This is a genomic window from Ruegeria atlantica (assembly GCF_001458195.1).
GTDB lineage: Bacteria > Pseudomonadota > Alphaproteobacteria > Rhodobacterales > Rhodobacteraceae > Ruegeria > Ruegeria atlantica.
Genome location: NZ_CYPU01000022.1, coordinates 1 through 24,501, shown reverse-complemented (window position 1 = coordinate 24,501; position 24,501 = coordinate 1). Strand labels below are relative to the sequence as shown.

Below are 24,501 nucleotides of genomic sequence, written 5' to 3'. Positions count from 1 at the left end.
CCCCGGAGCCTGCTCTTAAAGGTAGCCAGCCTCTTTGGCTGCGGCGATATACGCAGCTTCGATATCGGCTAGGGTCTGCTCGGCACTTTCATTGCCTTGCAAGAAGTCTGGCAGTTCTTCAAAGAACGCCTGATGCAGCAAGCCCATATAGGGCAGCATCGGATAAGGATCGGCCCCGGCTGCCGCCGTCGCAGCAACACCTGCCGCCGCTGGTCCAGGCGTATAGGAATCCATCAGCCAGACCGCTGCATCATTGTTGGCCTCGACCATTTTGTCCGAAATGCCATTCACCATCGCGATGAACGTTGCTTCGGCATCCTCATCGGAGATGTTTTTGGAAATGGTAAATCCGTCCCACCACAGCGAAGATGAAGGCGTGGAACCGCCGGCAACGGTTGGAGCGCCGATCAAGACGGTGTTCTCAGCCACACCTTCTTGCGCGCCTTCGCCACCCAGTAGCTCGCCACCGCTTGAGCCCCAAAGTTGTGCAATTGCCAGATCACCCGACTTCCAAATGGGCACTACTGTCGCAGTGTTGTAGGTCAAGAAATCTGGATTGGACAACGCGACAAGCTCTTTCAACATGTTGAGCGTGGCGACACCCACTTCGTTGTTTATTGCCGGCTCCGCAGTCCCAGGCTTAAAGAATTCACCACCATGTCCGAGGTACATGTTCACGAATTCCTCGCCCAGGTTCCAGTCGGACATGCTGAGGAAGGCGAAAGGATGTTCCATGACCCCTGCATCTTTGATGGCTTGGCCAGTCTCGATCACCTCTTCCCAGGTCGTCGGAGCAGGCTTTCCGACCTGATCCAGAATGTCCTGGCGGATAAACAGATGCTGCGCGTTCGCCATAAACGCAACCGCCATGATTTTGCCATCGATAGTGATCAACTGGTTCTTCTTGAGGTTTTGGCCGTGTTTGGCGACCAGATCATCCAAGGGGCGCAGCAGCCCTTCATTCAACAATGGAACGATTGAGGAGTTGGCAACGATGACAGACGTATATTCTGCCGGGTTTGCTGTCAGCGCCTGAACCGTAATGTTTCGGAAATCTTTGTTGTGATTGGCTTCAACTGTAACGCCCCCGGTGCATTCGGCCGCTGTGGACGTGACAGCTTTGAGTGCCGGGAAGTCATTCGCCAGCACATTAACCCTGCCGCTGCTAATCTCGCATTCAGCATAGGCAGCGGTCGCAAAAAGCGCGGCTGTGGCACCTATCGCGAAACTTTTCATGAAAGACATGTTGAGAACCCTCCGGTTGGACCCTGTTTCGCAGGCTTCAGCCTGCAGTGTTATAGAATCGCCAGTTTTGACATTTGTGCATTCGCATTCATCATTATGCCAATAAAGCTCCACAAGGCAAGGGATTCCGAAGTCCCATCATATTGTACTGTTTTTAAACATTATTTTATATATCAATTACCCAATTCCTCTGTTACTTAAGAAAAAATATAAAGTTAGTCTTGCTATAATTTTCATTCACTGGCACATTTTTGCGAACGAATGCAAAAGGCGAAAGCGGCATGGCCGAGATTCAACTGAAGAACATATCAAAGCGCTGGGGATCCTTTGTCGGAGTTCAGAATTTTGATCTGACAATCGCCGATAGAGAGTTTCTGGTTCTGCTGGGCCCATCCGGTTGTGGCAAAACGACGACGATGCGCATGATCGCCGGCCTCGAAGATGTCACAGAAGGTGAGATCACTATAGACGGCCGTGTCGTCAATGATCTTGATCCTAAGGATCGGGACGTGGCGATGGTGTTTCAAAGCTACGCGTTGTACCCCAACCTCGACGTTTATGAAAACATCCGCTTCCCGTTGAAAGTTCGCAAAATCGACCCTTCCACCCATGACGAAAGGGTGCAGCGCGCCGCGGAAATGGTGGAGTTGACGGACTTCATGCACCGCCGCCCGGCTGAGTTGTCCGGCGGACAACGGCAACGCGTGGCGCTGGCGCGCGCGATTGTGCGCGAGCCCAATGTCTTTCTGATGGATGAACCGCTCTCGAACCTTGATGCCAAGCTGCGCGTCTCAACACGGCATCAGATCAAAAACCTCAGCCATGAACTTCAAGTCACCACGATCTACGTCACGCACGATCAGATCGAGGCGATGACATTGGCAGATCGCGTTGTTGTCATGAGCAAAGGCGTCGTTCAACAGGTCGGCACCCCAACCGACATCTACGACCGCCCCGCAAACACCTTTGTCGCAAGCTTTATCGGTAGCCCGGCGATGAACCTGCTGGAGGGGCATCTGTCAGCCGGGACCTTCACTGGCGAAAATGTCTCGATCAGCGGATTGTCCAGCACCCACGAGGGCGAGGTTACGCTCGGGTTCCGCGCCGAAGATGCTGAATTGAATCCAAATGGAACCTCCGGCGCGCCGCTTTACTCGCTGGAACTTCTAGGCGACGCAACAATTGCGACGCTGAAATTGGGTGGCACCATTGCATCGGTTCGCGCGGGCAAGGAATACCGGGCCGAAATCGGCGACCATACGACCGTACGCATTCCACCGGACATTTGCCACATCTTTGATGCCGCTTCGGGCGAGCGGCTGGGCTGACCCGGCCGTACCGACGGGTTCGGTACTCGAATACTATTTCCCGGACGCAGGCGGCGCCGATTGATCAAAAAATGCCGTTTGCGATCCGCCTGAACAACGCGCTGCGGGTCATCGCTCGCCAAATCCATTGGAGGACATCGCGTGAAAGGGTCTCGCCCCGAACAAGCCGTGCTAAGCCGCGATACGGATATGACAAAAACCGACGAAACACGTGCGGTGATCGAAGGTATGGTTGATGGTCTGAACGACCATCGCATCACTGACATTGGTGAGTTCTTCACCGATGGATTCCGCTGGATGGGAAATTTTGGCTGCGGCACCAAAAATGGGCTGAAGGAATTTCAGGACAACTGGCAGCGCCCGTTTCAAGCCGCCTTTTCCGACAAGATCTGCGTGGACGAGGCTCGCCTGTACATGGGCGAATGGGCCGCGGCCTTTGGCCGGCAGGAGGCCACGCATTCCGGCAAATTCATGGGGGTTGCCCCAACCGGAAAACGGATCGAAATCCGCTATATGGATTTCTGGAAAGTTGTGGACGGAAAGATCGTCGACAATTGGGTCATGGTCGATTTCCCGCACGTTCTGTCGCAGATCGGGCATGACGTTTTCGATGGCAAAGGTTGGGAAAGCTACGACCGTGGCGAGGCCACGCCACCCAAACCGCAAGGAGTTTCGTGATGGGCCCGGTATTGGACTTGGTCAAAGACATGGAGTTGGCGCTGGGTCAGTCAGAGACCGATTTGTCACCCTGGTTCCGCGAGGACTTCATCTGGGACGGCAACGCCGGATGTGGTCGCAAGACGGGTCTGCGTGAATTTGAACAGGGCTGGTATCTGCCGTTCCGCGATGCATTCGGCGACCGGCGGTTCGATACGACCATCTGGCTAGAAGACGGCGACTGGGCTGCCTGCGTGGGGACCTGCCATGCCACGCATGCCGGTGACTTCATGGGCATTCCCGCCACCGGTCGTCCGCTGGAAGTCCGCTATATCGATTTCTGGCAAATCAAAGAGGGCCGCATTGCCTATAACAAGGTAAATGTCGATCTGGCCGGGGTTGCCGCTCAGCTGGGATGGGATGTTTTCGACGGCAAAGGCTGGGATCGCCTGGATCCACCCGTCACCCGCTTGTGGCGTGGCAAACACGGTCAGGGCGCGGCCGCGAACCCGCTGGAGGTTGTTCAATCGATGGAAGCCGCGCTTCAGCGGTCGGATGTCGATGTCTCTGAATTCTTCCATGAAGATTTCATCTGGGACGCAAACTACGGCTGCGGCCTGAAACACGGTTTGGCCGAATTCGAAAGCGGTTGGTACGAACCCTTCCGGGCGCATTTCGGAAACCGCGATTTCGTCAGCCCGCATTTCATGCAGACCGGCGACTGGGCCGCCTGTTTCGGCGCCTGCTTTGCGACCCTGGAACGTGACTTTATGGGTATCAAGGCAACCGGCCAGAAAATCCGCATTCCCTACATCGATTTCTGGCGGATCGAGGGCACCAAAATCGCCGAAAACATCGTCCGGGTCGATTTTCCCAGCATTGTCGAGCAACTGGGTGGCGATGTGTTTGGCGGCAAAGGATGGGGTTCAGAGATGCCCGTAGACTTAAGCGCAAAACCTGCAGCCTAGGAGGCTGATCATGACAATCCAATACCTGAAATCCGGAAAACCTGCAGAAGCCCGCGCCGAAGATGATGCAAAGGTGCGCAAAGTCGTCGAAGAAACACTGACTGATATCGAGACGCGCGGCGATAGGGCCGTGCGTGAGCTGAGCCAGAAATTTGATGGGTACAGCCCTGCTTCGTTCCGCCTGAGCGCCTCAGAGATTGAAGCAGCGATGCAAAAAGTCTCGACCCGCGACATGGAGGATATCCGGTTTGCCCAGACACAGATCCGCCGTTTTGCAGAGGCGCAGCGTGCCTCAATGACGGATATCGAGGTCGAGACACTGCCCGGCGTGATCCTGGGCCATAAGAACATCCCGGTTCAGTCCGTTGGGTGCTATGTGCCGGGCGGTAAGTTTCCGATGGTGGCGTCGGCCCATATGTCTGTATTGACCGCTCAGGTGGCGGGCGTGCCCCGGATCGTAGCGTCGGCCCCGCCGGTTGATGGTGCTCCGCACCCCGCAATTGTCGCTGCTATGCATCTTGGCGGTGCGCATGAAATCTATGTTCTGGGTGGCATTCAGGCCGTGGGGGCAATGGCCATCGGAACCGAGACAACTGATCCGGTGCATATGATTGTCGGCCCCGGAAACGCTTTTGTGGCCGAGGCCAAGCGCCAGTTGTTCGGCCGCGTGGGTATTGACTTGTTCGCAGGTCCGACCGAGACGATGGTCATCGCCGACGATACGGTCGATGCCGAAATGTGCGCGACCGACCTGCTGGGACAGGCCGAACACGGATATAACTCTCCCGCCTGCCTGATCACCAACTCGCGCAGCCTGGCAGAGGACACGCTTTCCGAAATTGACCGATTGCTTAAGGTTCTGCCCACACGTGAAACTGCGTCCACATCATGGGAGGAATATGGCGACATCATCCTGTGTGACACGCATGATGAGATGTTGCAGGTCGCCAACGACATGGCTTATGAGCATGTTCAGATCATGACCGATCGGGATGACTGGTATCTCGAAAACATGCATTCCTATGGCGCACTGTTTCTTGGACCTCGTACCAATGTGGCAAACGGTGATAAGGTGATCGGCACCAACCATACCCTGCCAACGAAGAAAGCCGGGCGTTATACCGGTGGCTTGTGGGTTGGAAAGTTCCTGAAAACACATAGCTATCAAAAGGTTACCACCGACGAAGCCGCCACTTTGATCGGCGAATACGGTTCGCGCCTGTGCATGCTTGAAGGGTTTGTCGGACATGCCGAACAGTGCAACATTCGGGTGCGCCGTTATGGTGGTCGCAACGTTCCGTACGGTGAACCTGTCGCCCCGGTTGAGGCCGCCGAGTGACTGCACATGCCTTCGATTCATGACACCAACCGCGACTTGCTGACCCCGCTTCGGACAGCGCTTTATGATTGGAACGATGCCGAAATTCGGCAGGTACTGAACACCTTATGCGCCGCAGATGCCGTTTTTCATTGCTGTCATCCTTTTGGGGATCAGATTGGGCCCGAAGCCTTCTTTGAAAACGTCCTGATACCACTGCGCGCGGCTTGGCCCGATGTTGAGCGGCGTGATTGGCTGGTTATGGCTGGCGAGGATGAGCATGGCCACGATTGGGTTGGTTGTGGCGGGCACTATGTGGGCACATTTGTCGGGCCGCTGCTGGACATCCCACCGTCAGGCCATTTCGCTCACATGCGGTTTCACGAGTACTATCGGATCGTCGAGGGTAAAATTGTCGAAATGCAGATGATCTGGGACTTGCCCGAGGTCATGATGCAGGTTGGTGCCTGGCCCATGGCACCTTCGCTGGGCGCCGAGATTTTCATTCCAGGCCCCGCCTCCGACGACGGTCTGGTACGGCCCGCTCGGGTTGAGGCTGAAAGCAATGCCAGCCGTGATCTCATTGTGGACATGTTGAACCACATGAAGCGTCACCCATTTCAGGGCGGACCCGAGGTAATGGAGATGCCGCGCTTCTGGCACGAAAATATGAATTGGTACGGGCCTGCTGGTATCGGCACGTGCAGGGGCATTCAGGGATTCCGCAACTGGCACCAGATACCGTTCCTGAATGGCATGCCAGATCGGGGACAGTATCTGGACGAAATCACCTATCACTTCTTTGGTGATGGACCTTATGTGGCGGTAACCGGTTGGCCTGACATGGTGCAGACGGTCACGCATGATGGCTGGCTGGGCATAGCCCCCTCCGGCAAAAAGATCACCATGCGTAGCCTGGATTTCTGGCGCGTTGACGACGGTCGCATTCGCGAAAATTGGGTTATGGTCGATCTGCTGGATGCCTATCGCCAGTTAGGGGTGGACGTCTTTCACAGATTGCGCGAGTTCAATAAGGCCCGTGTACCGGGCCGTGTGCCCTTTCCTGTTGGAGATGCCTGATGGAGCTGCCCCCTACCCCTTCCTTCCGACTTGATGGCAAACGCGCGCTGGTGGCCGGTGCCTCTTCGGGAATTGGTTTGGCCTGTGCGACCGCTCTGGCCAGCCACGGGGCTGAGGTCACAGTTGCTGCGCGGTCCAGGGGCAAGCTGGAAGAAATTGTGGCGGCATTCAGGGACAAAGGCTGGGCAGCCAATCCGTTGGAGCTGGATGTCGCGGACGTTACCGCCACCGAAGCCGCTGTTGACGCCAATAGGCCTTTCGACATCCTGATCAATTCGGCCGGTCTTGCCAAACATGCACCGGCCTTAGACACAACCGAGGCAGATTTCGCTTCTGTCAACGATCTGAATTTCAAGGGCGCCTACTTTCTGACCCGCGCTGTGGCGCGCGGCCTGATCGGCGCTAAAAAACCGGGCAGTCTGATAAACATCACCAGCCAAATGGGTCAGGTCGGAGGCGTGGACCGCGCGGTCTATTGTGGCACCAAGCACGCGGTCGAAGGGTTCACCAAAGCAATGGCTATTGAATGGGGTCCCCTTGGTATCCGGGTGAATACGATCGCACCGACGTTCATTCGAACACCGCTGGGCGAACAGACCTTGGCCATTCCAGAACGCCGCGCCTGGATCGAGGACAAGATCAAGCTTGGACGTGTAGGCGAGTTAAGTGATGTAACCGGTGCTGCGGTCTATCTGGCTTCGGACGTTTCAAGCCTGGTCACCGGCACATCGCTGCTGGTGGACGGTGGCTGGACGGCTGACTGATGGTAGAAAAGATCACATCTCTGGACGTCGCCCGCCTTGCGGGTGTTAGCCAATCGGCAGTCAGTCGCGTTTTTACACTTGGTGCATCTGCTTCGGACGCGACCCGTGAAAAGGTCATGAGGGCGGCCGAGCAGCTGGGCTATCGCCCCAACACTCTGGCCCGCGCGATGATCACCGGCAAAAGTCGAGTAATTGGGGTGGTCGTGGCTTACCTTGAAAACCAGTTCTATCCGATGGCTTTAGAGTATCTGGATCGCGCCCTAAAAGAACGCGGATATCATATCTTGCTGTTTATGGCCAAAAACGACGAAGGCATCGGCCAAATTGTCGAAGAGCTGCTTTCGTATCAGGTCGAAGGGATCATTACTGCTTCCGTTGCTATGTCCAGTGATATTGCCAAGCAGTGTAGCGATGCGAACATCCCGGTTGTTATGTTCAACCGGGGTCAGGAAACAGGCGGCGTAGCTCAAGTCACATCTGACAATTTGCAAGGCGGCCGCATCGTCGCACATTTCCTAGCTGGATGTGGGCATAAGAAAATTGCCCATATCTCAGGCTGGCAAGGATCCTCAACCGGTTTGGATCGGATGCGCGGCTTTGTCGATGGATTGAAGGAGCACGGTCTTAAACCCTTTGCCATCGAAGACGGCCAATACAATCAGGAGATCGCCGCCGGTATCGCAAGAAAGCTGTGTTGTACCCCGGATCGCCCCGACGCGATTTTTGTCGGAAATGACCATATGGCTTTTGCGGTAATGGACACATTGCGGTTTGAACTGGGTCTGTCGGTACCTCAGGATGTCAGCATCGTGGGATATGATGATGTGCCGATGTCAACATGGCCAGCATATGACCTCACAACCATACGGCAACCTATCAACAAGATGGTCACTGCTACCGTCGACCTGCTGATGTCGCATATCGAAAGAGGCGCGACCTCGGAACGTATCCAGATACCTGGGCCGCTGAAAATGCGCGGGTCTTCGCGAAAACCAAAAGGCTTTACCCTATGACCTATTCCAATAAGTGGAAAGACTTCCCCGACTACATTATCGGGATCACCAAAGAGATCTGGGAAGATCGCGGAACCGAGACTCTGAACCGATATTACGCGTCAAATATTCCGGTGCGCACGCCAATGGGCATCAGCCAAGGCAATCAAGGCGTCATCGCCTCGACAATGGCCACGTGTCATGAGTTCCCAGATCGTCAGTTGTTTGCCGAGGATGTCATCTGGTCTAACTCCGAAGAAGATGGACACTTGTCCTCTCACCGATTGCTGACCACGGCGACGCATTTGCAGGACGGGCAGTTTGGCAAGGCCAGCGGCAAGAAATGGGTGGTGCGTGTGATTGCGGATTGCGCGGCCAAGGGCGAGACGATTTACGATGAATGGTTGGTTCGCGACTATGGTGGGCTAGTGAGGCAGCTTGGGATGGAGCCCGAGGAGTACACCCGTGAATTGATCATGGCCGAAGGCGGGCCCGACAAGGCAACCCGTCCCTTCACGCCCGATATTGATGTAGACGGCGGGTATCACGGAACGGGCAACGAAAATGAATGGGGTGCGCGTTACGCTGAGACCCTAGCCCGGATCATGGATAAGGATTTCAACCATATCCTAGCTGATTACGACCGGGCGGTGATCGGAGACTACGCTGGTTCACAACAGGCGATTGGGCGCGATGCGGTCAGCCGCTTTTGGATCGGGCTGCGATCATCATTCCCGAACGCCACCTTCGCGATTCACCATCAGATCGGTATGGATGGCGGAATGATGCCCCCGCGCGCAGCCATCCGTTGGTCGCTGGACGGCACGCATGACGGCTGGGGAGCGTTTGGACGCCCGACAGGGGCGAAGGTTCACGTAATGGGCATGTCGCATGCCGAGTTCGGCCCATGGGGCCTGCGACGCGAGTACAGTTATTATGATGAGGTTGCGATCTGGAAACAGATCTTGCTCCAGACCGGAGATGTCTGAGTGACCAATCCGGTCGCATATCTCGATGCCAGTCAGGTGACCCGCCGTTTTCATGCGCATCGGGCGAGCCTGCGTGCGCGGCGGCTGAACAATCGCCCTCCCGGGGGCGGGGTTTGATCAAACCAAACCCCAATTCCAAGGAGAAATAGCATGAGCACCATCCAATCCCGCATCGTTCGCTACGGCGAGCTACGTCCCTGCAAAACGGCTTTCATTGATGCCCATACGCCAGGCTCGGATCAAAAAGAGAACTTCACCATCATCGGTGGTGGGGTCTCGGAAAGCCCGGACCAGCATGTCCACATAACTGACAAGATCGGCTTCAACATCGGCGCTGCGGGCCAGCCGCCGAAATGCCGGAACTCGCTGCATAGCCACACCACAGCCGAGGTGTTTTTTGTTGCCAAAGGTCGGTGGCGGTTCTTCTGGGGCCGATACGGAACGGCGGGTGAGTTCATTGCCGAGGAAGGTGACATCTTTAACATCCCCACGGGTATTTTCCGGGGATTTGAAAACGTCGGTCAGGATTACGGGATGATCATGGCCATACTGGGCGGTGACGACGCTGGGGGTGGTGTGATATGGGCGCCCCAAGTAATCGAAGACGCGCAAGCGCATGGTCTGATGCTGGGTGACAACGGGGTTCTTTACGACACCAAGAAAGGCCAGGACCTGCCCCACAATGTGCGCCCAATGCCGCTGCTGACCGAGGAGCAACTGAAAGACTTTCCAGAGGTTCCGGTCGAGGACGTGGTCAGCAATTATGTGGCCCGCTATTGGGATCTGATGGCCCTTTCAGCGAACAAGCCAGCGAAAGTAATCGGCGAAACCGCTCTGATCAAGGACAAGCCGGGCTTTGAGGTCGATTTCCTGAGCCGCGGTTCAAGTGTCGAAACCCCGGTTAAAGCCGATAAACCGGTTGTGTTGATGCCCACCCGCGGCCATTGGCGGATTTCCATTGACGGCTTCGAAACCACCCTTTCCGTTGGCGACACGGCGCTGGTGTTGCCGGGCGAGGCTTACAGCGTCTCGCCATCTATGACCGGCGAGGCTGGTCTCTATCGGGTCACATCAACCAATGATCCTGCAGGAATGACCTGGGCAGTATGAACGCCGATCCCGAAAACACGCTTGCCGTCTATGAGCGGCAAGCAACGGAATACGACAAGCGCCGCTCTAAGGCGTTGTTCGAAGCACGTTGGCTGGCGCGTTTTACAGCCAGCCTGACGCCGGGGGACAGTGTACTAGACCTGGGTTGCGGTACGGGTGACCCCATTGCCCGCTGGTTCATGGCCGAGGGCTTTTCCGTGACCGGCGTCGATTTTTCCGAAGCTATGCTCGACATCGCCCGGGCGCGCTGGCCTGAAGGGGATTGGCGGCGCGCCGACATGCGGGATTTCGAGCTCGATCAGAAATTTGATGGCATCATCGCCTGGAACAGTTTTTTTCACCTCACGGCGGATGAACAAAAGGACTGTATCGGCCGCATTGCCAGGCATGTGAACGATGGCGGCATGCTGATGCTGACAGTCGGCCCCAGAGCTGGCGAAGACTCCGGAACCGTCGCTGGTGAGCTGGTTTTCCATGCATCGCTTTCTCCGGCCGGATATGCGGTATGTCTGGAGGAAAATGGGCTGCAATTGACCGGATTTCTGGCTGAAGACCCGGAAACCGAAAGCCACACAGTACTAATGGCGCGAAAACTATAGGAGGTGCAGATGACAATCAAAACCACACATGTAGGGTCACTTCCCCGAACGCAGGACGTGGTCGATTTCATCTTTTCCCGCGAAAACGGCGCCCCATACGACGGGGCTGCATTTGATACCTGCATGACCAACGCAGTGTCCGAGACGGTGCGCAAGCAGGTCGCAGCTGGTGTAGACATCGTCAGTGATGGTGAAACCTCGAAAATATCCTATGCCACCTATGTCAAAGACCGCTACACCGGATTTTCCGGCGACAGCCCGCGCAACGCGCCCGCTGACCTGAAGATGTTTCCCGGCTTCCTCAAACGGCTTGCCGATGATGGGGGAACGCCGCAATACGCCCGTCCAATGTGCACCGGAGAGGTCCGCTCCAAAGGACAAGGCGAATTGGAAAAAGACATCGCCAACCTCAAAGCGGCCATGACCCAGCATGGGGCAGAACACGGATTTATGAACGCGGCATCGCCCGGCGTGATTTCGTTGTTTCTGCAAAACGATCACTATCCCACGCGCGAGGCCTATCTGGCTGCGCTGGCCGATGCGATGAAAGAGGAATACGAAACCATTGTGGCTGCCGGGCTTGACCTACAACTGGATTGTCCTGACCTGGCGTTATCCCGGCATATGCTGTTCAACGATCTTTCCGACGCCGATTTCGTCAAGATCGCTGACATGCATGTCGAGGCACTGAACCACGCCCTTCAGAATGTTCCGCAAGAACGTGTGCGGGTACATATTTGCTGGGGCAATTACGAAGGCCCGCACTGCTGTGACATCTCGATGGACACGGTGTTCAAGACGCTGATGAACACCAAGTCCCGCTATGTTTTGTTCGAAACTTCCAATCCGCGTCACGCGCATGAATGGGCTGTGTTTCGCGATCGCAAGGCAGAGATTCCAGACGACAAGGTGCTAGTGCCCGGCGTTGTGGACACGACCACGAATTTTGTCGAGCACCCCAAACTTGTCGCCCAACGTATCGAGCGGTTCACCCAAATCGTAGGAAAAGACCGGGTCATTGCTGGTTCGGACTGTGGCTTTGGCACATTTGCTGGTTTTGGTGCCGTGGACCCGGACATCGCCTACGCCAAACTGTCTGCCCTGTCAGAAGGGGCGGATCTTGCCAAATGACACCATTGGTTCTGATCCCCGGCATGATGTGCGATGCGCGTCTGTTCGGCCCGCAAATCGCATCTCTTTCTGGCAAGCGGGATGTGCATCTCGCCTCCCTGGCCAGACCAGGTGGTATCGTTGATATTGCACTAGCTTTTCTGGAAACGGCACCACCCCGTTTTGCGCTTTGCGGGTTGTCGATGGGCGGGATCGTGGCAATGGAAATCCTGCGTCAGGCTCCGGACAGGGTCGATCGGATCGCGCTTTTGGATACCAACCCACTGGCTGAACGAGACGACGTCAAACAGCGCCGCCTGCCCCAGATGCAGGCCGTGCGCGAGGGCGATCTGGCTGGCGTTATGCGGGATGAAATGAAGCCGAACTACTTGGCCGAAGGGCCGCGTCGCAGCGACGTTCTTGACCTCTGCATGAAAATGGCGCTTGATCTGGGTGCTGAGGTTTTTCTACGGCAATCCCAAGCTCTTATGGATCGGGGCGACCAAACGAAAACACTTGCCAAAGCCGATCTTCCCGCGCTGGTTCTGTGCGGACGCCACGATACTTTGTGCCCGGTCGCGCGCCATGAATTTATGGCTGGGCTGATCCCAAACGCACATTTGGAAATCATTGACGATGCCGGGCATCTGCCGACACTTGAACAACCCTTACAAACCACAGCGGCTCTTATCCGCTGGTTGGAGGCCTGATGGACAACACTCTTCTCGAACTGCTGAAGTCCGTGGACACACCTACTGTCTGCAATGCGATTGAAGTTGCACAGGGCAAACGCGGTTTCAGCGATTTCACTCGGGGCACCATGCTGTGCTCGGCACCAGATGGAGGGGCAATGGTAGGCTATGCTCGCACTGCTAGAATTGCAGCCGTCCACCCCCCGAAAGAACAGCCGGACGTGATCCGAGAGCGCCGAATGGCCTATTACAAACACATGTCAGAAGGGCCACGCCCGGGCGTGGCGGTGGTCGAAGACCTGGATTTCCCGGAATGCATCGGTGCCTATTGGGGTGAGATCAACACAACGGTACACAAAGGTTTTGGACTGTCGGGTGCCTTGACCAACGGTGTTATGCGTGACTTGGGTGACCTGCCGAAGGGATTCCCAGTTGTCGCTGGCTCTATCGGCCCAAGCCATGGCTTTGTTCATGTACGCGATATCGGAACACCAGTGTCTGTATTCGGTATGACCGTGCGGGAGGGTGACCTTGTACATGCCGACCGGCATGGCGCTCTTGTCGTACCGTCTGGCGTTATGTCGGTCTTGGAGACGGCGATACTAAAACTGTTGGAAACCGAGAAGCTGGTTCTGGAACCTGCTGCCAAAGAAGGCTTCGACTTCAAGAGTTTCGAGGAAGCTTGGAGCGCTTTTGAAAAGGCCCGCACTTGATAGCTATCCAGCTTCAAGTGGCTTACTTGCACCTTCGGCCCTTAGCTGCCGTTGATCGGTGGGCTTCATCGCTGCGGCGCGGCCCGTCAAAGGAGACATTCGCTGCGCGGACGAAGCTGGAAGAAGGACGGAGGTCCGAAGAGCGCAACGAAACGGACATTCCTCGTAATCGCATCAATTTCCGCTTTAGGCTAATCCCAGACAGGTGATCCTATCCATCTACCGGGTTCATCGAATAGACAAATGGTCCCTCGTGGTGTTTCTTGGGCTAAAGAACGGACATTTCAATGATCAGAGTTGGAACGAAATTTGCCGATCAGAGCACAATGCGCTTGCAGAGCTGTATCAATAGAGTTGGCCAACCAACCGCTCCAATGTTTTGTGTGCCATTGCGACTACTGTCAACGAATGACCGGTTCAATTGGAAATGCTGTTGCGCTTTTTCGAGAAGAGGACGTCGTGGCAATGACAGGTGCGCACGAACTCGACCCCGAGATGGAAAATTGGCCAGGGCTCAAACGATATGTTTGTCCCAAGTGCTATTCGAACGTGCATTGGGTGAACCCCAAGGCGTTCCCGGGGATGAGGCTAGTCTCCCTTGGGTGCCTTGACGATCCCTCGGCCTTCAAGATTTCAAGTACGGTGCAAAATCAGTATCGACCGACATGGTGTCCTCAGATAGATGCAGAAACCGCATTTGACTCGTATCCATGACAGGGCTCTTACCGCACAACGAGTTTGTTGATCGAACGGATCGAGCATTATTGAGAGCTCTTTTCGGGGGTGCAAGACATCCTGCACGGGGAATGTTCGGGCGCTTGCCTAACCGGCAACAACAGCCACGAGGCGCCCAATGATCAGGCGATACAGCTTTCCCGAGGGACACTGGAATTGGCCGGTAAAGCTGACTCACCACCATGCAGTGCGTGCGGGTGACATGGTCTTTACTGGCGGGCAGGTGGATTTGGATTCTCTGGGAACCGTACGCAACATCGGCGATCTGGACGCCCAAGTGCGCAATTCGATGGCCTATATGCTGGATCTTCTGACCGACCTTAGCGTGGATTTCACCGACCTGGTGCGGCTGGTTGTTTATTACGTCGGTGACGCGGCTGATGAGGCCCGGTTGCTGAACCTTCTGGCCGACATCATCGGACATGAGGTTAAACCGGTGGTTAATCTAATCAACCTGCCTGAACTCTGCTATCCCGACATGCTGTGCGAAATTGAAGGCGTCGCTATGCGCGCTCCTGATGGCAGCGCTCTGCCCCGCCAGAATTACCATCTCGATGCCCAATCACCCTTGCCTGAGGCCTTCTCGCATGTGGTGACATGCAGTGACATGATCTTTACCGGTGACATAACCGCTCGCTCCGCCGACGGATCGGTGACCCATGCCGGCGATATCGTGGCGCAGACCCGATTGATGATGGAGCGTCTCTCCCGTGCACTTCAGGCCGCAGGTGCGGGGATGCAGGATGTGGTCAAGGTCAACACGTTCTACCTTGGCGACGGCACAGCAGAAGATTGGGAAGTTTCGGCCCGCATACGGGCCGACTATTTCCCTGATCCCGGTCCAGCACCCACCGGCATTCCCGCGCCTTCCTTTCCCCATGACGGACTGACCACACGCATCGCTGCGACCGCCTGCGCCCCAGGAGCGCGCCGCATCCGTCATGCCTGGCCTGACGGGCATTGGAATTGGACCACCGCTTTGCCTTACAAACACGGAGTCGGCTCCGGCCAGTTAATCCATGTGGGCGGCCAGGTGGCACTGGACACGCAGGCTAAGGTGCTGGAACCCGGCGATATGGTCGCCCAAACCCGTATCGCAATGGAGAATGTGGCTCGCGTATTGGATGAGTTCGGCGCCACTCTGGATGATGTGGTCAAAGTCACCACCTTCTATCAAGGCAGTGCCTCGGCCGAAGCGCTACACGAAAACCTGTTGATCCGATCCAATTCCTATACCGCACCCGGCCCAGCCACGACAGGCATACCGGTTCCCAATCTGGCCTACGAAGACATGGTGATTGAGATAGAGGTGATCGCGATGCTCGAGAACCATATGGAAGTGTGAATTTAGGTAAAAAATACAACGCCAATCTTGCTTAGATGAGGACGGCCCGAAGCTGCCGTTCGCACTACTCTACCGTCGCTGCGACGCGGCCCGTCAAACCTGCCGTTCGCCGCGCCCGCGTAATCTAAGATCACTCGAATTGATAGGCAGGGCAACAATCCAGTCGATCCCGATCAAAACTGCAATGGCCGCTTTCGCTGGCGAGATGTAACCGGTCATCTCGAATCTGGATTAGATTCGCCTTTTTGGCTAACCTGTTGATTGAGCTAGGGAGGTTTGGCATTGGAACGACGCCTCACGGCGATAGTTGCTGCAGACGTAGTGGGATATAGCCGCCTCATCCGAGAAGATGAAACAGGCACACTGGCGTCCATTAAGTCACATCGCGAAGATCTGATAGAACCTATCGTTTCAGCCCGAAAAGGGCGCATCGTCAAATTGATGGGCGATGGTCTGCTGATCGAATTTGCCAGCGCCGTTGAAGCGGTGCAATGCGCGATAGAAATTCAACATTTCATCGGTGTGACCAACAAGGATGTCCCTGAAAAGAACCGGATACACTACCGAATTGGGATTAACGTCGGTGACATCGTCGTGGAGGGCGATGATATCTACGGGGACGGTGTAAACGTCGCGGCGAGGCTGGAAGGTTTGGCTGTGCCCGATGGCATCTATATGGCGACCAACGTATTTGATCAGATAAAGGACAAACTCGATCTCAGCATCGAAGACCTTGGACTGCACGAGGTCAAGAACATCGCAGAACCTATACGCGTTTTCAGCCTGTTGCTTGATGACAAAGCAACGGCTCTCGTTACCACTATCACCCGACCCGTGGCGCCAGCGCGTCGCTCATGGTTGGTCGCTGTTGTAATTGCAGTAGCGGTCGTGGTCGGGGGGATGGTCTTGTGGCAATCGTGGAAGGCTTCGAACCAATCATCCGGCACGACCGATCTCACCGCAGCCCCGCTAACTGGCAAACCGTCTATCGCAGTACTAGCGTTCGACAATTTGAACAGCGACCCGGAACATGATTACCTCAGCGACAGCTTCAGCGAAAACATCATCACCGCGCTCTCTCGGTTTGTCGACTTTTTCGTAATCTCACGCAATTCGACGTTTACCTACAAGGACCAACCGGTAAAGGTCCAACAAGTGGCCGAAGAACTAGGCGTTCGCTACGTTGTCGAAGGCAGTGTCCAAATTTTAGGGGACAAGTTGCGTGTCACAGCGCAATTGATAGACGCAACAAATGGCAAGCATCTTTGGGCAGAAAACTACGACCGCAGCCTTGAGGATATATTTGCTGTCCAGGACGAAGTCACGCGAACGATCGCTCTGACCCTTAACGAAAACATAGATCTGGCTGAGTATGGCCGGTTAGAACACCAACCCACAGACAACTTGAATGCATACGAGCTTTTTAAGCGTGCGCAGGAACAGGCGTTCACATTCACGAAAGAAGGTAACATTCTTGCGATGGAGCTGAGCGAGAAGGCAATCGAGCTCGACCCTAATTTTGCCAGCGCATACATCGAACTCGCTTGGGCCCATAACTTCGGCTACCGCTGGGGGTGGACTGAAATTGCGTCTCGTGAAGAATCTTTGGCTCTCGCGTTTGAAATGGCCAGAAAGGCAATAAAACTTGAACCATTCAATTTCAAAGCGCATCAGGTTTTGGCAAGTGTTACAGTGCAAAGTGGCGATCTTGAGAAAGCCTCATCGCTTTATGAGAAGGCGATATCTTTAAACCCGAACTCCGCTCAGGTCCTCGCCGATTCCATCGATCCTCTGATCTACAGTGGAAGGGCAGATGAAGCCGTTGACCGTATGAGGGTTGCAATACGCCTCAATCCACATCATCCAGATTGGTATCTGTGGAACCTGGGTTGGGCCCAATATTTTGCAGAGGATTACGAAGGTGCGCTCGCTTCGATCGAAAAGATGAACGGGGTTCCGGATCGCCTCAGACGTACCCTTGCCCCGATATTGTTGCGGTTGGGGCGGGAAGACGAGGCGCGCGCAATGATCGGTGAATTCCTAATAGACAATCCCGACTACGATATTGAAGAAGCGAAAGCTGCCCCGTTCACCGATAAAGAGTTTCACAACCGCTGGTTAGACGATTTGCGAGCATTGGGAGTTCCGGAAAACGCGTTATAGTAGTTTTCATACTCTGCGGACATTCGCCGCATTCGCAACTTCACGAAAATCGCAAGTAGTTACTGCTCCATGCTGGTCCAAAAGCTCTCCGCACAGGTCAATATTCGAGGAGTATCACTGCACTTGGCCTGCTACTTGTTGTTCATAATCCAAGGTATCGAACCAGCCAAGTGAATTGGTGATACGACAGTTTTCGTTCAGTTCCCATTCTTCCCAGCCACTGGCCTTGACGAGGTTCCCCGTTTCCAAATGATGTCCTTCAAGCGTCCAACCAAAGATGGCGTGATCCCCGGCAAATCGAACAAAGTCCCTTGTAAGTTTCATATCGGGAAAAGAGGCCATGAACCCACCGGCCATGGCTATTATGGCTTCGCGCCCGAATTGGTTTTCTCCCCGGTTGATCGTGATGCCCTTGTCAGGAGCATAGTGATCAGCGACCTCCTCGGGATTTCCTGAGTTCCATGCCGTAGTGTATGTCTCGGTCATTTTTTCAAACGCATCTTTGTTCAGTCGCATACCAGCTTTCCCATCTCCAAGTCCCAAGCCAACCTAGTTGGCTCCCTGCTCTCATGTCCACAGGCCACATAAGGTGTTGTTCTGTTGCGATTTGAGCAAACTCGACGACTGGGGATTATTCATTGCCCAAACTGTCTTGATCGGGAACACTAAGATTCTTAGACCCTCGTTGAGGACCAATTACCCTATGTCCGATCTCATGGAATGGCTGACACAAAAGAAGCTCCTTAATCTGGAAGCGGTTCTGGTCGAGAATGAGATCGATCTTGATGTCTTATATGACCTAACGGATGAAGACATGCGTGAGATCGGTCTTTCCCTGGGTTCGCGCAAGCGGTTGCGGGCGGCTATCGAAGCAAGTGAACCAAATCAATCTCAGTCTGACGCGACAAGTACAACGGATATCAAGCGCGAAGCCGAGCGTCGCCATTTGACGACGCTGTTCGTAGATCTTGCCGGATCAACAGCAATGTCAGCGCGGTTGGATCCCGAAGACATGAGTGAAGTGATCAAGCGCTATCAAAATACCGTTGCCGGTATCATCACCCGCTATGAAGGGAATGTAGCCAAATATATGGGTGACGGTGTCCTGTGCTATTTTGGTTGGCCGGTGGCGCATGAAGACGACGCCAAACGTGCTGCGCGCTCTGCGCTGGAAATTATAGGATCGATCGCCGAATTGCGTTCGCCTGATGGACAGGCACTATCTGTTCGTGCAGGAGTGGCGACCGGTATGGTCGTCGTCGGCGACCTCATAGGGGAAGGAGCATCACGGGAAGAAACCGTTGTTGGCGACACGCCAAACCTTGCAGCGCGTCTTCAGACATTGGCAGAACCGGGGCAGGTTCTGGTTCCAGAATCGACGAAGCAATTGATCCAAGACTCGTTCGAGTTAGAAGAGTTAGGCCGATTCGACATTAAGGGATTGGACTCACCAGTACCGGCGTGGAGGGTGGGAACCGAGCGCAGCCTGGAAAGCCGGTTCGAGACAGAAGATCTCAGTCCTGTTCTGCCGATGATCGGGCGTAACCATGAACTGGGACTGATCATGGAACGCTGGCATCGCGCAATTTCCGGGGAAGGCCAAGTCGCTGTTCTGATCGGTGAGGCAGGCATCGGCAAGTCCAGACTGACGCGTGCCGTCATTGATGCGGTCTCGACGCAGGATCACTTCCGGATGAACTATCACTGCTCGCCCTACCACACGGATTCGAGTTTCTTTCCTGTTATCCGCCAGCTTTCACACGCCATGGGCCATCTGGAAACTGACTCTGCCAGCAAAAAAATTGCAAAGCTTCGCCAGCAACTCCAGGCCGCTGACCCAAATATTATTGCTGAACTCCTACAGATAGAAACTGGTCCATCTGCCGAAAATCCCGACCTGACACCACAACAACTCAGAGTTCGGATCATGGAAGAAACCTCGGCAGAATTGCAGGCGCTTTCACGGGAAAAGCCGGTTCTCCTTGTCGTAGAGGACGCACATTGGTGCGATGCCTCGACGCTCGCGATGCTCGAGGCGTGTCTGGATCGAATTGCGACCGAGCGGGTGATGATCCTGATTACCGGTAGACCGACTTTCCAGCACGCGTTCGGAGGTCATCCAATCGTATCCAAGCTTACCCTAAACCGTTTGGGGTCCGAGCAGATCGAGGCTGTTCTCGCAAAGATATCAGGTGGGAAAACCCTTCCCGACGAATTGATAAAAGAAATTATCCACCGAACCGACGGCGTTCCCTTGTTTGTCGAGGAACTGACAAAAACCATTTTGGAATCCGGCGACCTGATTGAAGCCGAAAACAGCTTCCAACTTGCCGGTCCTATTGATCGGGTGACTATCCCGGCGACCCTGCATGATTCCCTAATGGCCCGGATCGACCGACTTCAACCTGTGAAGGAAATCGCCCAGATGGCCGCCTGCATCGGGCGAAGTTTCGACCGTGCGTCGTTGACAAAAATCGCCCGGGTCGATGATTTGGCGATTGACGACGCGCTGGGGCAGCTTGAATGCAGCGAGCTCGTGTTTCGACGGGGGATACCTCCGGATGCGACATATGTCTTCAAGCACGCTCTGGTTCGGGATGTAGCCTATGAAAGCTTGCTGAAACGTCGACGTTTGGAAATCCACCACAGGCTCACGGACCTGTTTGAGGCCGACCCGAACGCGCCCTCGGAGTTGATCGCACATCATGCGACTGAGGCTGGGTTGACGGAAAAGGCTATTACGCTGTGGGGCGACGCTGCCAGAAAAGCTCAGGCCCGGCCGGCTTATGTTGAAGCAGGAAATCATCTGCGAAATGCCTTGACGCTGGTTGCAGGCTTGCTGGACCAACCGGAATGGCGCGAACGGGAACTGGCGCTTCTGGTGCAACTCGCTCAGGTACATATCGCCAAGGATGGCTACGCCTCAGCCGAAGCCAGCAACGCTTTCTCACAGGCGTTGGAAAGGATAGAGGCAACCACGGACCCAGAACTCAAGGTTGCAATCTACTATGGTACGTGGATCGCACCTTATATCGGCAACGATCTGCATAAAGCGTTCGGTCTGGTTTCGAGACTTGTAGAAGATATGGCGAACGAGCCTGACCCGATCCCGAAGCTGATCTCTCGCCGAATGCGGGCTGCGACCCTGATCGCCAAGGGCCGCTCTGCTGATGCACTTCAGGATCTCGAAACCGCTTATGAACTCTATCAGTCGGCCGAGATCGCAGATTTTTCGACGAAATTTGCCCAGGATCCAGGAGTGCAGATCTGGTGCTATATGCTCCTTGCGCAGTGGATGTGCGGCGACGAAGACACGGCGAAACAGACCTGCGACAAGGCCCTTGCTCGAGCCCGCGAGCTCAAACACGCCAACACAATCTGTTACGCAGGTCTGCACGCTGTCACCTTGTCGATCTGGATTGGCGACTTGGAAAGTGCAACCGAGATCAATGAGGAAATGCGACAGGTCTCTGACGAGCACGACATGGCGTTGTGGAAGGATTTTGTTGCCATTCATGACGCTGTCCTGGCTTGCATGACGGATGCGCTTGGCGCCGTCCATCAACTGGATAAGGCCTTGGAAGAATATCGCGCAAAAGGATGCTGGCTTTGGGTAACGCTGTATTTGGCTGAACACGCGAAAGCCCTACTCAGGGCCGGTGATCCCAGCGCTGCCCAACAAACTGTGGACCGCGCATTGCGAGAACAGGATACAACAGGGGAACACTGGGCAGAGGCTGAATTGCTGCGTATCAAAGGAGAAATCAGAGCAGCACAAGGAGATACCGATTCAGCGAATGTCGCCTTTGACCAGGCTATCTCGGTTGCCCAGACTCAAAAGGCCCAAATGTTGATCAAGCGCGCATTTCGTTCAAAACAGGCTCTCCTCGACGCAAACGGTTGAGCAATCGGGCTCGTCACCAGCATCTTGGAGCAGAACCCTTCTAGGCAAACGTTAAGGTCGTTGATTGCCGTCATTTCCACGAGATGCAACTTCGATCATACTGAACCCTCTGCCGCCAAAAGATCAGATGCAACATTTGCAACGATTGGTGAATAACGCATTTCAGGGTCGGCCCAAAGCGGTCACTCGTCGTGACATCACCATGCTGAGGCGCGGCCCGTCAGAGCCGCCATTCGCTGCACTGCCAAAGTCTTGAGCCGAACGAACTCACAGATCGCGGACAAAACAGACCTACGCGCAGCGCAGACCAATGACCGCATTCCCGGGGCTTTGACCGGAACCAGAGCTCAAATTGACATAAGCCATTTCTTGAAGACTCTCACTTTGACCCGCTCCTGATCGCCGGGGCGGCAGACGAAGTAGAGCCCACGATCCAATGGAACATGGCTTTCATCGAGGCGGATCAACCGACCAAATTCCATATCCCTTTCCGCCAAGAGATGCCTCGCCAGTGCCACGCCTTGTCCGTCAATCGCGGCCTCCAACAGAACTGCGCTGTCCACGTACTTGATGCTCTGCGAGTTGATCCGATTGGGGCTCAGCCCAACCTGCTCAGCCCAGCTTTCCCATCCAACGTTGAAGGCATCGTGCAATAAGGGGAGACCCGCTACTTCCTCGGCGCGCATTGGTAGCTGCATTCTGTCAACAAGGGACGGCGCGGCCACGACAATCAGTTCCTCTTGCCTTATCTGCTCATGATACAGCCCATCCCACCCGGGCTCTCCAAATCGCAGGGCGACATCAACCCCGGACGTATCGAAGTCCGCAAAAGCATCATTTGTGTCTAGCAACAATGCGATACCCGGATGATCCTGCTGAAACGAACTCAGTAACGGCACAAGCCATTTGAGCGCCAGCGATGTGGACAAAGACACAGTGATCGACTGGCGGTGGTGTAGCCGCTTCACCTCCATTACACCCAGCTGCAATGCTGAAAACGCTCCGCGGGTTGAGTGATAAAGGCTTTCCCCGGCTTTGGTCAGTTCAACCCCATTGGGGCGGCGATGAAAAAGCGTCACGCCAAGATGCAGTTCGAGCAGTTTGATTTGCCGACTGATCGCCCCGTGGGTGACGTTCAGAACATTCGCCGCCTTGGTCAGGCTCGAAAGGGTTGCGGTTTCGTCAAATGCCTGAAGGGCGCGAAGGTGTCTGAGGTTTTCCGGCATGTGAGAAAACCTAACAGCAATGTTCCGAAAAATCGATAACTTCGCCAAGTTATCGAGAGATACACTGACTTCAACGCAATAATTCTCACATACAATGCACCTCACGAAAGGGGATACCATGCCTGATACCAAAGTCGCACTGATGACAGGAACCGGACAAGGCATTGGCCGGGGCTGCGCCATTGAAATGGCAAATGCAGGCTACAAGGTCTCGCTAATGTCTCCGTCCAACCGTTCTGTTGAACTGGCGGAGGAGCTTGGAGGAATTGGCCGCCGCGGCTCGGTGCTGGATGTCGATGATCTGCAGGCGATGATCGACGACACCATGAGCAAGTACGGTCGAATTGATGCAATCGTCAGCAATATGGGCCACGGTGGTACGGTGCCAGAAGCCATCAAGACGGTAGGATTTGATCCCGATTTTGATGGGCCGCTTTTGGAACTCAGCGATGAGTTGTGGCACGAAAGTCTGGACATGTACGTGCTGAACGTCGTCAAAATTGCCCGTATCGTCACGCCCATACTGATCGAACAAGGTGGCGGTGCTTTCGTAAACATCTCGTCTATGAACACAATCGAGCCGCGCGCACCGTATCCCATGAGTATGTTGCGCGGCGCTCTGCATAGCTTTTCAAAGCTTTACGGGGATCGCTATGCACGGCACAATATTCGCATGAATAATCTGCTCCCAGGATTCTGCGAAAACGTGAATCTGTCGGAGTTTGCCCGCCGATCCATACCTGCGCAGCGGACTGCAACCTTTGAGGAAATTGGACAGGCTTGCGTGTTTCTCGCCAGCGAAGGAGCCCGCTATATTAACGGTCAGAGCATACTGTCCGATGGTGGCATGAACCGCGCGGTACGATAGCAACAAGGCAGTGATTTATGATTGTTACGGCACTCAAAGATATCCTCGGCTCTGATCGGGACGTGACTGGTCCAGGTTGGAACAGCAGAAGACTGTTGCTGGCGTCGGATGATATGGGGTTTTCGCTGACGGATACGATCATCGAAAAGGGTGCTGAGCTTGAGCTTGAATACACCCATCATTTGGAGGCGTGTTACTGCATCGAAGGCAAGGGGCAGATCAGAGCGTATGATGATGAAACCTGGCATTCCCTTGAACCATTTACCCTCTATGCCCTGGACCAGCATGACCGACACTTGGTGCGTGCAACGGAGGCTGATCTGCGGCTGGTCTGCGTGTTCAATCCTCCGCTAAGCGGGCACGAAGTACACCGCGAAGACGGAAGCTAGGTGCTGTCAGACGAATTCGAACCAGTCTCAGTTTGCCGCGGAAACCGTGAACCTATCCGGAACAAAGTTGACGCCACTCGCTAAGAGCGGCGGTGCGTGTCAGCTTGAAGGTGTCCCGGCTGGTGAGCGATCTTTCCTGGTTGAAGTGGTTGTAGACCGAGGAATGGACGGAGGCGAATTTCTGCAAACTTCGCATGCGCCTGAAACGCTGCATCGCGCGCTCACGTCGTCGAAACGGCAGGTGCGAGTTCTCGACTCGGGTGTTGAGCCACCNGCCCGTTTGCTGTTTTTCGAATGCACCCAGTT

Annotated in this window: 24 protein-coding genes; 19 read left to right on the top strand and 5 right to left on the bottom strand. The window is 55.0% G+C overall.

Annotated features, from left to right (window positions below; all coding sequences use genetic code 11):
- Positions 1-15: 15 nt before the first annotated feature.
- On the bottom strand, positions 16-1,245 hold the full coding sequence (locus RUA4292_RS06680) for an ABC transporter substrate-binding protein (RefSeq protein WP_082637028.1): 1,230 nt from the start codon (positions 1,243-1,245) through the stop codon (positions 16-18).
- 281 nt (positions 1,246-1,526) lie between these two features.
- Here RUA4292_RS06680 and RUA4292_RS06675 point away from each other — a divergent pair, with 281 nt between their 5' ends.
- The 15 genes from RUA4292_RS06675 (at position 1,527) to RUA4292_RS06610 (ending at position 15,645) form a co-directional block, all read left to right on the top strand.
- Positions 1,527-2,573 (top strand): ABC transporter ATP-binding protein, encoded by a 1,047-nt coding sequence (locus RUA4292_RS06675; protein ID WP_058276900.1) that lies wholly within the window; start codon positions 1,527-1,529, stop codon positions 2,571-2,573.
- 141 nt (positions 2,574-2,714) lie between these two features.
- Complete coding sequence (locus RUA4292_RS06670) at positions 2,715-3,251, top strand: ester cyclase (protein WP_058276899.1); 537 nt, start codon at positions 2,715-2,717, stop codon at positions 3,249-3,251.
- Positions 3,251-4,198 (top strand): ester cyclase, encoded by a 948-nt coding sequence (locus RUA4292_RS25200; RefSeq protein ID WP_233493374.1) that lies wholly within the window; start codon positions 3,251-3,253, stop codon positions 4,196-4,198. Before RUA4292_RS06670 ends, RUA4292_RS25200 begins: the two co-directional genes overlap by 1 nt.
- Positions 4,199-4,208: 10 nt before the next feature.
- Positions 4,209-5,537: a histidinol dehydrogenase gene (gene hisD, locus RUA4292_RS06660; protein ID WP_058276898.1), complete on the top strand. Its 1,329-nt coding sequence runs from the start codon at positions 4,209-4,211 to the stop codon at positions 5,535-5,537.
- Positions 5,538-5,543: 6 nt separating this feature from the next.
- Complete coding sequence (locus RUA4292_RS06655) at positions 5,544-6,596, top strand: ester cyclase (protein ID WP_058276897.1); 1,053 nt, start codon at positions 5,544-5,546, stop codon at positions 6,594-6,596.
- A complete protein-coding gene (locus RUA4292_RS06650) occupies positions 6,596-7,360 on the top strand; it encodes an SDR family NAD(P)-dependent oxidoreductase (protein ID WP_058276896.1) in 765 nt (254 codons plus the stop codon). The genes RUA4292_RS06655 and RUA4292_RS06650 overlap by 1 nt, the downstream gene beginning before the upstream one ends.
- Positions 7,357-8,373: a LacI family DNA-binding transcriptional regulator gene (locus RUA4292_RS06645; RefSeq protein WP_145974888.1), complete on the top strand. Its 1,017-nt coding sequence runs from the start codon at positions 7,357-7,359 to the stop codon at positions 8,371-8,373. Before RUA4292_RS06650 ends, RUA4292_RS06645 begins: the two co-directional genes overlap by 4 nt.
- Complete coding sequence (locus tag RUA4292_RS06640) at positions 8,370-9,341, top strand: ester cyclase (RefSeq protein ID WP_058276894.1); 972 nt, start codon at positions 8,370-8,372, stop codon at positions 9,339-9,341. The genes RUA4292_RS06645 and RUA4292_RS06640 overlap by 4 nt, the downstream gene beginning before the upstream one ends.
- 150 nt (positions 9,342-9,491) lie before the next feature.
- Positions 9,492-10,451 carry a cupin domain-containing protein gene (locus tag RUA4292_RS06635; RefSeq protein ID WP_058276893.1) on the top strand — a complete coding sequence of 320 codons (960 nt, stop codon included), beginning with the start codon at positions 9,492-9,494 and terminating at the stop codon, positions 10,449-10,451.
- Positions 10,448-11,050 (top strand): class I SAM-dependent DNA methyltransferase, encoded by a 603-nt coding sequence (locus RUA4292_RS06630; RefSeq protein ID WP_058276892.1) that lies wholly within the window; start codon positions 10,448-10,450, stop codon positions 11,048-11,050. Before RUA4292_RS06635 ends, RUA4292_RS06630 begins: the two co-directional genes overlap by 4 nt.
- A 9-nt stretch (positions 11,051-11,059) precedes the next feature.
- Positions 11,060-12,181: a cobalamin-independent methionine synthase II family protein gene (locus RUA4292_RS06625; RefSeq protein WP_058276891.1), complete on the top strand. Its 1,122-nt coding sequence runs from the start codon at positions 11,060-11,062 to the stop codon at positions 12,179-12,181.
- Complete coding sequence (locus RUA4292_RS06620; protein ID WP_058276890.1) at positions 12,178-12,870, top strand: alpha/beta fold hydrolase; 693 nt, start codon at positions 12,178-12,180, stop codon at positions 12,868-12,870. Before RUA4292_RS06625 ends, RUA4292_RS06620 begins: the two co-directional genes overlap by 4 nt.
- Positions 12,870-13,565: an RraA family protein gene (locus tag RUA4292_RS06615; protein ID WP_058276889.1), complete on the top strand. Its 696-nt coding sequence runs from the start codon at positions 12,870-12,872 to the stop codon at positions 13,563-13,565. Before RUA4292_RS06620 ends, RUA4292_RS06615 begins: the two co-directional genes overlap by 1 nt.
- A 297-nt stretch (positions 13,566-13,862) precedes the next feature.
- Positions 13,863-14,279 (top strand): GFA family protein, encoded by a 417-nt coding sequence (locus RUA4292_RS25625; protein ID WP_442475950.1) that lies wholly within the window; start codon positions 13,863-13,865, stop codon positions 14,277-14,279.
- A 139-nt stretch (positions 14,280-14,418) separates the two neighbouring features.
- Complete coding sequence (locus tag RUA4292_RS06610; RefSeq protein WP_082637025.1) at positions 14,419-15,645, top strand: RidA family protein; 1,227 nt, start codon at positions 14,419-14,421, stop codon at positions 15,643-15,645.
- Positions 15,646-15,738: 93 nt separating this feature from the next.
- Here RUA4292_RS06610 and RUA4292_RS25445 read toward each other — a convergent pair whose 3' ends face one another.
- Positions 15,739-15,864 carry a hypothetical protein gene (locus RUA4292_RS25445; RefSeq protein ID WP_267885450.1) on the bottom strand — a complete coding sequence of 42 codons (126 nt, stop codon included), beginning with the start codon at positions 15,862-15,864 and terminating at the stop codon, positions 15,739-15,741.
- Between the two features lie 63 nt (positions 15,865-15,927).
- On the opposite strand from RUA4292_RS25445, the gene RUA4292_RS06605 reads away from it, so the two are divergent.
- Positions 15,928-17,808 (top strand): adenylate/guanylate cyclase domain-containing protein, encoded by a 1,881-nt coding sequence (locus tag RUA4292_RS06605; RefSeq protein WP_199519990.1) that lies wholly within the window; start codon positions 15,928-15,930, stop codon positions 17,806-17,808.
- A gap of 114 nt (positions 17,809-17,922) precedes the next feature.
- Here the strand turns inward: RUA4292_RS06605 and RUA4292_RS06600 are convergent, their stop codons facing one another.
- On the bottom strand, positions 17,923-18,324 hold the full coding sequence (locus RUA4292_RS06600; protein WP_058276886.1) for a nuclear transport factor 2 family protein: 402 nt from the start codon (positions 18,322-18,324) through the stop codon (positions 17,923-17,925).
- 187 nt (positions 18,325-18,511) lie between these two features.
- On the opposite strand from RUA4292_RS06600, the gene RUA4292_RS06595 reads away from it, so the two are divergent.
- The gene (locus tag RUA4292_RS06595) at positions 18,512-21,712 is read left to right on the top strand and encodes an ATP-binding protein (RefSeq protein ID WP_058276885.1); all 3,201 of its coding nucleotides are present in this window, start codon (positions 18,512-18,514) and stop codon (positions 21,710-21,712) included.
- Positions 21,713-22,059: 347 nt separating this feature from the next.
- Here RUA4292_RS06595 and RUA4292_RS06590 read toward each other — a convergent pair whose 3' ends face one another.
- Positions 22,060-22,938, bottom strand: coding sequence for a LysR substrate-binding domain-containing protein (locus RUA4292_RS06590; protein ID WP_058276884.1), 879 nt, complete (start codon positions 22,936-22,938; stop codon positions 22,060-22,062).
- A gap of 118 nt (positions 22,939-23,056) precedes the next feature.
- Between RUA4292_RS06590 and RUA4292_RS06585 the strand changes: the two genes are divergently transcribed.
- Positions 23,057-23,806, top strand: a complete 750-nt coding sequence (locus RUA4292_RS06585) for an SDR family oxidoreductase (protein ID WP_058276883.1) — start codon at positions 23,057-23,059, stop codon at positions 23,804-23,806.
- A gap of 17 nt (positions 23,807-23,823) precedes the next feature.
- Positions 23,824-24,195, top strand: coding sequence for an ectoine synthase (locus RUA4292_RS06580; RefSeq protein WP_058276882.1), 372 nt, complete (start codon positions 23,824-23,826; stop codon positions 24,193-24,195).
- A gap of 52 nt (positions 24,196-24,247) precedes the next feature.
- Here the strand turns inward: RUA4292_RS06580 and RUA4292_RS25195 are convergent.
- A partial coding sequence (locus RUA4292_RS25195; protein WP_233493372.1) for a DDE-type integrase/transposase/recombinase occupies positions 24,248-24,501 on the bottom strand: 254 nt, incomplete at its 5' end.